This window comes from Sporosarcina sp. P1 (assembly GCF_002743155.1).
In the GTDB taxonomy this organism is placed as follows: Bacteria; Bacillota; Bacilli; order Bacillales_A; family Planococcaceae; genus Sporosarcina; species Sporosarcina ureae_B.
Genome location: NZ_PDYS01000033.1, coordinates 1 through 9,168, shown reverse-complemented (window position 1 = coordinate 9,168; position 9,168 = coordinate 1). Strand labels below are relative to the sequence as shown.

Here is a 9,168-nt window from a genome sequence, read left to right as displayed (position 1 = left end):
ATTCATGTGAGTCCTCCTTGGTTGTAATTAGGGGTCAAGCCCTCAATGCCTTGACACCCCCGAATCATACCAAGGGGACTTTTCTATTTCAATAGGGCTCCACTAAACAAACAGGAATGCTCCCGATGGATCAGCTCGAAAGGAGAGACAACCAAAAGAGAGCGAAGCGAACTGGTTGGCTCACCGAGAGCCCATGGGAAAGCGTCCGCCAGCTGGAGCTTCAATCCCATGCGCTAAACTAACTATTCATTACAAACACCATTCGATCTTAAACTTCAGCACTTTCCACGACACACTACATCAATCAGTGAATAGCTTTGTTTGATCACATACGAAAAAGGGTACTTATACTACACATATTCCCATAACAAACACTAGTAAATACCGCCCGACTTGCATATCCATATAGTATGAAATGCGTACCGAGTGGATAAAATGAAAACACCAACCTGCGCGAATCCAATCTTTAGATGGATTGGCGGTTCACGCATTACTGCGTAAACTAGTTATACTAGCTACACGTGTAGAAAATTTCTATTCGGAGGTGGATACCATGAATGCTGTAATAGGGTTTGCGGGCGCCGCCGAACAACTGCATCGGTATGACGCAGTCCGTAGAAAGAATGCCGGAAACGCGTATGAACGTCAAGCAGATTTCCGTGAACAGACGCAAAAGACCAAAGATGAACTAGTGGCATTGCTGCGCGGAAACTCGCAACCAATGGAAAAACTTGAAGAAACGCAAAAAGACTTCCAAAAGCTTGGCGCAGGACAGATGAAAAATATTTCGATTCCACTCGGCAACAACTTGGATGAAACGATTGATTTATGGCGTAAAGTCCGCAAAGAGGCATACTCTGAATCACCACCAACGACAGCGGATTATCAACTAGCCAGTAATGCATCAGCGAAGATCACACAAGCTGAACTACAATTGGCGTTACATAACCGAGCCAAAACTATACGTGATCAAATGGAGAGTGTTGACAGTACGATTACAACTGACAGACCAAATCGAATGCAACAGCAATATAGCCATGCATTTTCCGTCTATCAAATACAAAATCAAGCCCGAATGAATCAGTACGAAATGAATCAGCCACAAATGAATGTCAGCGTATGATTTGATTCCATTGAAAGTGAAGCCTGTTTTGCTGTAACTCAGTAAACGGGCTTTTTCGATGATTTATATTTTGCTAGCTTTCTATTAATACGAAGAGAAAGGAAGTCCTACATATGTCAAAGAAGAAGTTACCGAAAACCAATGCAATTCGCATCATCGAAAGCGAGAAGATACCCTATGAAATTCATAGCTATCAAACGGATGACGGACATAATGATGGGGTTTCAGTTGCGAATAAAACGAATGTACCGGTTTCTCACGTCTATAAAACGCTCGTTGCCATGGCGAGTAAAACAGACTTGCTTGTCTATATCATTCCCGTTTCGGACGAGCTAGACTTGAAAAAAGCAGCGAAAACAGCTGGTTTCAAAAAAGTCGAAATGCTACCTATGAAGGAATTGACGAAAGAAACAGGCTATGTCCGTGGCGGTTGTTCGCCAATCGGTATGAAACGCGAGTTACCGACATTCATTGATCAACAAGCCGAAACAATCGACTGTATTTATGTCAGTGCGGGCAAAGTCGGATTGCAAATGAAATTGGCGCCACAGGACTTAGCACATGTCGCAAAAGCGAAATTCAGTGACGTTGTAAAGTAAGGACACAACAACTTTGTTGATTTCTGTTACAATGAATCAATGAAGACACTGATAACTAGAAGAAAGAAGAATGTATATGCGTAATTTATTAGCTTGGCGATGGATATTTTTCATCGGGGGAATGATGATTATGTCGCTTGGCATTTCGTTGATGATTAAAGGTCAGCGGCTTGGGATTGCTCCATGGGACGTGCTCCATCTTGGTTTGTATCAAAACTTCGGATTAACGATTGGATCCTGGAGTATTATATCTGGTTTTGTTATCATTTCGGTGACATCGATTATCTTGAGGCAATGGCCGAGAGTAGGTACATGGCTTAATATGTTGATCATCGGGTTATTTATCGACTTTTTCAACTGGCTTTTACCTGATGTCACTTCATTGACTGCGCAAATTATTTTTTTCATCATCGGTGTATTCGTCCTATCGTATGGGGTAGGAATATATGTATCACCGAATCTTGGTGCTGGACCACGTGACAGCTTGATGCTGTTGTTTGTTGAAAAGTTTGGCTGGAGTCTTCGATTGGTACGGACTACGATAGAAGCCATTGCCACACTTATCGGTTTCTTACTTGGTGGACCAGTAGGAATTGGTACATTGGTTGTCGTCCTATTCACTGGTCAAATCATTCAGATCGCCTTACCACAATGCAAGAAAATGTTATTGAAGATCACGCATCAAACAGACGAAAAAGTTTTATTACACTATAAAGGAGCATAAGCCCACTCGGCTGTGCTTTTTTTATTTACCTATACATATGATGAAATGAAGAAAGAAAGGATGGTCAATATATACGGACATATTACAGAATATATGGGAACGGCTTATACAGGACAAGGCGTGCAGCATAAATATGAGGAGTTGCTCGTGGAATCAAAGAAGACCATATTTTTGAAGTGTTTGCCTACGCATTCGTTATCGCAAGTGTTCAATGACTTGGCGGTTTACTTCGTCAATAGGGGCTATAGTGTGGATAGATTCATGAATCCTGGCCATGTGGATAAAACCGATGCACTTTTCGTTAAAGGACTGGAACTGTTCATCTTGCAGGCATCCCATCCGATTTCATTCGAGCCGACAGATCTTGGCAAACGCCATAAAGTCTTTTGTTTCTATGACGTCTATCACCTAGATCAGCTACTCGACCGGCATGACGAAGTAAGTGCTTTGTTGAAAGAAGAAAGATCACGTTTTAGTCAGTCGTTGAAAGAGTTAAAACGAGCAAAAGCGATTCATGATGAATGGGAAGTAGTTAATATTGCCCGTATGGATTGGCCTCGCCACGAAGAAATTACGGAAGAATTAAAGCAACAATTATTTGGAACGATTGAACTAACGAAACCCGCCCATGTTTCGCATCGGATTGTCGGTTCATTGTCAGCTGGCAGCGCACATGACTTCATCCCGTCTATCACGAAACGTACGAAACGTCGCTTTCTGATCAAGGGTTTACCGGGCACAGGCAAGTCGACGATGATGCGAGCGTTAGGAGACGAAGCACAGCGACGTGGGCTAGATGTGCTGTACGGTTGGTGCGGATTGGATCCGGCAAGTATCGATTTAGTACTGTTTCCGGAGTTATCGGTGTGTCTGTTTGATTCGACGCAACCCCATGCCTACGATGCAGAAAGTCCGCGTGATGAATTGGTCGATATCGTGCCGTTATGTGCAGAAGATGAAGAAGCGGAAAAGCAAATTGACGATATACGACGTCGTTATCAAACGGTGATTGGGGAAGCGGGAAGTCAGATGCAAGCCGCTGTGCAATCACAAAACAGCGCAAGAATTCAAATGGACCGTGCGTTAAACGTGGAAGCATTTGAGAAGAAGTTGCAGGATTTATATGCGTTTATTAAAGCAATTGAAGAGAAATGATTTTGTATAAGATATAAAAAAAACCGCAAATTTGCGGTTTTTTACTTGAATTTATGAATATAAAAGGCTTCATTATACAACCAGTCAAGTGCATCCTGATCGTTTGCAGCCCATCGTTTTTCCATGTCGGGTAACATCCAAACCGTCTGGGAGGCATGTGCGCGTAATGCGGCAATCTTTTTATCTGCTACGTTAGGTGTATGGTGCACAACATGCGGTTCACCAAGTTGATTCAACGTATCATTATCGAATGCTTTCATATACAGTAGCGGCCGATTCGCTTCTGGCATACGGCTCATCGCTTCAATCACAGCCACGCCTGTTGCGTTGTGGTCGGGATGTACAGCAAGCGTCGGGTGGAATGAGATGACTAATGAAGGATGTAATTCATCAATGAGATCAGTCATCATGTTAACCAGTTTTTCAGGATCTTCAAATTCTATCGTTTTGTCGCGAAGTCCCATCATGCGTAAATCTGTCAATCCCATCGCATCACACGCATCCAGCAATTCTTGTTTACGGATTTGTGGAAGCGTCTCGCGGTTTGCGAAAGGAGGATTACCGAGATTTCTACCCATTTCGCCGAGTGTCAAGCAAGCATACGTCACAGGTACGCCCATTTCAATATATTCTGCAATCGTTCCGGCGGTGCCGAATGATTCGTCATCGGGATGAGGGAATACAACGAGTACATGTCGTTCTTTTTGCAACATCAAATAATCTCCCTTCTTAATAAGCAAATGGCGTTTCACTGATTTCAAGCGCTACCGCAAGCTTTCCGTCAGGTCCAAGTCCCGCCATCAGTAAACGATTATGCTCGTCGACTGTATAATGTGTGATCCCTTGTGCATAAATCCAGCCACTCGGCAACTTCAGACCGACACGGTGCGGGGATTCGCCTGCCACTTTGCCAAGTTCGTAACGGATAATGACATTACGAATAAACGCGCCCGCATTGAAAAATCCTTCTTGGAAATGAGAAGCATACGATCCATTTGTCGTTTCCAAATGTATGTAGACATCTTTATTGGCAAAGGAGTTCAGTAACTCTTGTAAATGTTTCACGTCAACAGATTCCATACTCATCCTCCTAAGTCTTGCAGTCATTTCGCTGCAATCTTTCTATTTAAGTAGTATATAGATATTGAGGTTTGAATGCGATTAGACGGCTCACTAAAGGTCGGAGTGCACCTTTTACGCATGTGTTATACTTCCTGCAGTTCTACCTGTGGCACGTCGAACTGATTTTTCGCACCGTGCATGACAGGTCCTACATACTCATTAAGCTTCCAGCCGTGTGCGATTGCTGCTGTGACAAACTGCTTCGCTTGAATAACCGCGTCTTTAATCGACAAGCCATTCGCCAAATTGGCTGTGATAGCGGCTGCAAATGTACAGCCCGCACCATGATTATGATACGTATCGGATCTTTTTGATTTGAGTAATGTATACGTCAATCCATCGTAGAATAAATCCACCGCTTCTTCATGATCGAGTTGTTTACCACCTTTGATCACGACATTACGTGCACCGAGTTCATGAATTTTCTGTGCTGCTACTTTCATGTCTTCGATTGTTTTCGGTGTTTTCATAGAAGCTAATTGTCCCGCTTCGAATAAGTTCGGCGTAACGATTTCTGCTTTTGGCAGGAGATATGTAATCATCGCATCCGTATTACCGGGATTCAATACTTCATCTTCCCCTTTACACACCATGACAGGGTCGATCACCACGTGATTCAAACCGGATTCATCAATTGCCTGACCTGCCGTTTGAATGACTTCTTCTGTACTCAACAAGCCTGTTTTGATAGCGTCGACTCCAGTAGACAATGCCGTTTTCAATTGTGCTTTTACGACATCGATTGGCAATGAATAAACATTATGTGACCAATTCTGATCGGGATCCATCGTGACAATCACTGTCACTGCCGTCATGCCATACGTACCGTGCTCCTGAAAAGTTTTCAAATCCGCCTGAATACCTGCACCGCCTGATGTATCCGAGCCTGCAATCGTTAAGGTTTTCTTCAATGACATAATAAAACGTCTCCTTTGCCTACTAAATTTTGTTGTTACGTATAGTATACAACTAATTGTCGAAATACAAACAACTCGGGTATGATGAAAGTCTAGGAAGCTTGTAATACGTACAGGTTTTGCCATTGAAACCTATTATTCTACAGAACGTACAAATAGAAGCGGAGTGTTGGATCATACGAGAGGATGTGAGCCATGAGTAAGCATGAATCGTCTAAGAGAGAGAAGAAAGATTGGACGAAGGCTGATGCTCAAGCCGCTGTGACATTCACTGGACGGAAAAAGACCAAACGGAAGCGAAGAGGAGGAATTCTCGAACTCGCCTTTACTTTATGGTCTTCGTGGAGAACAACATATATTTTATTAATGGTACTATTGGTCGCCGCACTTATTATCCTGCCAATCGCAGGCTTTTATTTAATGCAACTGGGCTCTACTTTTTCAGAACAAAAGACGGCATTTGTCGAGCGTGTCCAAGAGCTACAGGAACTGACAACGGCGGAAGCTTATACGAAAGTGCTCGTCAAACGTACTGACAATGAATTGTTCGGTAAAAACATCGGTGTTAATTTTCCTGGAACGAAGCGGAATTTATTAGTGGTCATTCCAGGTTCAATCAAGGCCGGAATTGATCTAAGTGAAATCACCGAGCAGGATATGCAAGTGGACGAAGAAGAGAAACGTATTGAGCTGACGATACCAAAAGCTGAATTCGTCGGTGGTGCAGAATTGTATTTCGATAAAGTGGAAGTCTATTCTGTAGAAGGATTATTTCGTGGAAAAGCAGACATTAAAGAAGGCTATGAATTAGCGAATGAAGCCAAAACGCTAATAATGGAAGAGGCATCCGAACAAGGTGTCCTGGAATCCGCAGAGAAAAATGCAGTAAAAACACTAAAAGATATGTTTTCATTTGCAGGCTATCAACTAGATATTGAATTTAAGGAGTGATGCATATGGTAGCAGAATTTCGTAATGATTGGGATCACATATTAAAAGATGAATTCGATAAACCGTATTATCAGGAGCTGCGTACTTTTCTTCGCGAAGAATACACAAATCACATCATCTATCCACAAATGTCTGATATGTGGACAGCTTTTAAATTGACGCCTTTTCAGGATGTCAAAGTCGTGATTTTGGGCCAGGATCCGTATCATGGGCCCAAACAGGCTCATGGTATGAGTTTTTCTGTGCAGCCTGGCTTGAAAATGCCACCAAGTTTACGCAATATTTTCAAAGAGCTATCATCAGATATTGGAATGGATGTTCCGACTGAAGGAATGTTGACAGGATGGGCCGAACAAGGTGTATTATTATTGAATACGGTATTGACTGTGCGCGAAGGAGCAGCTGCTTCGCATCGCGGAAAAGGTTGGGAACTCTTTACGGACGAAGTCATTCGTAAACTGTCGATGCGCAGTGCACCAATTGTTTTCATTTTATGGGGAAGACATGCGCAAGAAAAAGCGGCATTGATCAATCGCAGACGTCATGCCATTATCGAATCGCCTCATCCGAGTCCTTTCAGTGCATCTAGAGGATTCTTTGGCAGTAAGCCGTTTTCTAAAACGAATGATTATTTACGCAAGTGGGGAAGAGAGCCAATTGATTGGGCGAAGACTATCAAGTGAATAACTAGAAAGGATGTGTAACGATGGCAGTCAATTGCTTCGACTGTATCTTCTTTTATACAACTTGGGACCCGGCAAGTCCGCGGGGCTGTAAGGCATATGGATTCAAGACGAAAATGTTGCCATCTATAGTGGTAAAGCGCTCTTCTGGTATGGAGTGTATGAAATTCGAACCGAAAAAGGGGATGAAAATGCGATGATCACAGCTGCACAATTGCTTGGAGAAATGGAGCAACAAGTACGCTTGGCGAAACAAACACAGAATGAGGCGACGCGAAGAGAAGCCATTTATGCTGTGCAGACGTTATGTAATTTGATGCTCGGTGATGACAGACCATCTGCACCGGCCATCCCGCAAGCTATACAAATGAGCACTGTACATGCAACGCCGATTACGTCACTGAGCGAGCAACCATTACGTGAAGAAGATGCCAACGGTGAGTCGTTATTTGATTTCTGATAGCGCCACAAACCGTTCAAACACCTGTCATGTCTACGTGTTTTACTATGGTAGACTGGAAACAGGGTATACAATATTCGTTAGAAAGAAGGAATAATTATGCCGTTTTTTATTATTGCAGGAGCTATTAATGCCGCGATTGCAGTTGGATTTGGGGCGTTTGGTGCACACGCATTGAAAGATCGTCTGTCCGAACATTACTTAGCCGTCTGGGAAACCGCGGTACAATATCAGATGTTCCATGCGATTGCATTACTCGCAATCGGTATTTTGATGAGCAACGCATTGCTTGGACCATCGACGCAACTATCATGGGCTGGCTATTTAATTCTAGCTGGTATCGTTATTTTCTCAGGAAGCCTGTATGTACTCAGCTTGTCTGGAATCGGAATTCTTGGTGCTATCACACCGATTGGTGGCGTTGCATTCATCGCGGGATGGATTATGTTGATCATTGCGGCAGTGAAATTCGGAAGATAACAAAGGAAAACCGCTCAAGATGAGCGGTTTTTTCTTATGGCGTTTGGTCGAAGTAATTTAATTCCTCTGGGAACTCCGCATAATCGAAGTAGATCATAGGGAATAAATAGCGTCGCCCTGTATTGGCTTGGCTGAGGATGACGTGATCGCGTCCTGCAGCTTCTACCATACCTGTGACAGCGATCGTGTTTTTGCCTGCTTCTACCGCATGCTCGAATGAAAAATGAAAGACGCCGGGTTTTCCTCTGTTAAGCCGTAAAATATTCTCGATGTACGACTGCTCTCTAAAAGGTGTAGTTGGTACGTTCCCCTGTATATTTGTTTGTGGTGGTACCATTTGTTGCTGGGCATAGCCAGGATTCCAATAATATTGAACCATTTCAACATCCTCTCCAGATCTGTTAGTTTTACTTGCGGGCAGTCTTGTTGGGCGAGGGAAAGGTGCGTTGCGTGCTGAAGTAGCCTGTGTGAAGCGGGCAAGCGCTTTTATTCCCTTTTTTTGTCGCGATGACAGCTAAAGCAAAACCCCCTTGGTTGTATCTTATGTTGGAAGGGTGGTGGGTATGAATGATGTTTTTTGGAGAGGAGTTCAAGTGCTGGGGGAAGGTAACGTTACGCTGCGTTCCAGGCGGACGCGTTCGGGAGGGCTCGCGGTAAGCCAACCAGGTCGCTTCGCTTCCTATTGGTTGTCTTACCTGTCGAGCTGATCTTCCCCGAGTCGCCGCCTTCCACTTCGCTTCACTAGTGTTTTTATTGTGAATTGGATTGGGGAGTTCAAGGTCTGGGGGAAGGTAGCGTTACGCTACGTTCCAGGCGGACGCGTTCGGGAGGGCTCGCGGTAAGCCAACCAGGTCGCTTCGCTTCCTATTGGTTGTCTTACCTGTCGAGCTGATCCTCCCCGAGTCGCCGCCTTCCACTTCGCTTCACTAGTGTTTCTATTGTGAATTGGAATGG

General features: G+C 43.8%; 13 protein-coding genes. 9 read left to right on the top strand and 4 right to left on the bottom strand.

Annotated features, from left to right (window positions below; all coding sequences use genetic code 11):
- Window positions 1-553: 553 nt before the first annotated feature.
- The 4 genes from CSV73_RS16035 to CSV73_RS16020 all read left to right on the top strand — a co-directional run bounded on the left by CSV73_RS16035 (window position 554) and on the right by CSV73_RS16020 (window position 3,601).
- The gene (locus CSV73_RS16035; protein ID WP_099628072.1) at window positions 554-1,123 is read left to right on the top strand and encodes a hypothetical protein; all 570 of its coding nucleotides are present in this window, start codon (window positions 554-556) and stop codon (window positions 1,121-1,123) included.
- Between the two features lie 113 nt (window positions 1,124-1,236).
- Window positions 1,237-1,722: a Cys-tRNA(Pro) deacylase gene (gene ybaK, locus CSV73_RS16030; protein ID WP_099628071.1), complete on the top strand. Its 486-nt coding sequence runs from the start codon at window positions 1,237-1,239 to the stop codon at window positions 1,720-1,722.
- Window positions 1,723-1,798: 76 nt separating this feature from the next.
- Window positions 1,799-2,446, top strand: coding sequence for a YczE/YyaS/YitT family protein (locus CSV73_RS16025; RefSeq protein ID WP_099628070.1), 648 nt, complete (start codon window positions 1,799-1,801; stop codon window positions 2,444-2,446).
- Window positions 2,447-2,491: 45 nt separating this feature from the next.
- Window positions 2,492-3,601 (top strand): hypothetical protein, encoded by a 1,110-nt coding sequence (locus CSV73_RS16020; protein WP_158232365.1) that lies wholly within the window; start codon window positions 2,492-2,494, stop codon window positions 3,599-3,601.
- A 41-nt stretch (window positions 3,602-3,642) separates the two neighbouring features.
- On the opposite strand, the gene bshB2 is transcribed toward CSV73_RS16020, so the two are convergent.
- The 3 genes from bshB2 to thiD form a co-directional block, all read right to left on the bottom strand.
- Window positions 3,643-4,317 (bottom strand): bacillithiol biosynthesis deacetylase BshB2, encoded by a 675-nt coding sequence (gene bshB2, locus CSV73_RS16015; protein WP_099628068.1) that lies wholly within the window; start codon window positions 4,315-4,317, stop codon window positions 3,643-3,645.
- Window positions 4,318-4,330: 13 nt separating this feature from the next.
- Window positions 4,331-4,681: a YojF family protein gene (locus CSV73_RS16010; protein WP_085132652.1), complete on the bottom strand. Its 351-nt coding sequence runs from the start codon at window positions 4,679-4,681 to the stop codon at window positions 4,331-4,333.
- Window positions 4,682-4,806: 125 nt separating this feature from the next.
- Complete coding sequence (gene thiD / locus CSV73_RS16005) at window positions 4,807-5,640, bottom strand: bifunctional hydroxymethylpyrimidine kinase/phosphomethylpyrimidine kinase (RefSeq protein ID WP_099628067.1); 834 nt, start codon at window positions 5,638-5,640, stop codon at window positions 4,807-4,809.
- 195 nt (window positions 5,641-5,835) lie between these two features.
- Here thiD and CSV73_RS16000 point away from each other — a divergent pair, with 195 nt between their 5' ends.
- The 5 genes from CSV73_RS16000 to CSV73_RS15980 all read left to right on the top strand — a co-directional run bounded on the left by CSV73_RS16000 (window position 5,836) and on the right by CSV73_RS15980 (window position 8,214).
- Window positions 5,836-6,591: a DUF4230 domain-containing protein gene (locus tag CSV73_RS16000; protein WP_099628066.1), complete on the top strand. Its 756-nt coding sequence runs from the start codon at window positions 5,836-5,838 to the stop codon at window positions 6,589-6,591.
- A gap of 5 nt (window positions 6,592-6,596) precedes the next feature.
- Window positions 6,597-7,274: a uracil-DNA glycosylase gene (locus tag CSV73_RS15995; protein WP_099628065.1), complete on the top strand. Its 678-nt coding sequence runs from the start codon at window positions 6,597-6,599 to the stop codon at window positions 7,272-7,274.
- Between the two features lie 23 nt (window positions 7,275-7,297).
- Window positions 7,298-7,474: a uracil-DNA glycosylase gene (locus CSV73_RS16815; RefSeq protein ID WP_083034898.1), complete on the top strand. Its 177-nt coding sequence runs from the start codon at window positions 7,298-7,300 to the stop codon at window positions 7,472-7,474.
- Window positions 7,471-7,734 (top strand): YwdI family protein, encoded by a 264-nt coding sequence (locus tag CSV73_RS15985; protein WP_099628064.1) that lies wholly within the window; start codon window positions 7,471-7,473, stop codon window positions 7,732-7,734. Before CSV73_RS16815 ends, CSV73_RS15985 begins: the two co-directional genes overlap by 4 nt.
- Window positions 7,735-7,833: 99 nt before the next feature.
- Entirely contained in the window at window positions 7,834-8,214 is a 381-nt protein-coding gene (locus tag CSV73_RS15980; RefSeq protein ID WP_085132657.1) for a DUF423 domain-containing protein, read from the top strand.
- A 34-nt stretch (window positions 8,215-8,248) separates the two neighbouring features.
- Here CSV73_RS15980 and CSV73_RS15975 read toward each other — a convergent pair whose 3' ends face one another.
- A complete protein-coding gene (locus tag CSV73_RS15975) occupies window positions 8,249-8,593 on the bottom strand; it encodes a spore coat protein GerQ (protein WP_099628063.1) in 345 nt (114 codons plus the stop codon).
- Between the last annotated feature and the right edge of the window lie 575 nt (window positions 8,594-9,168).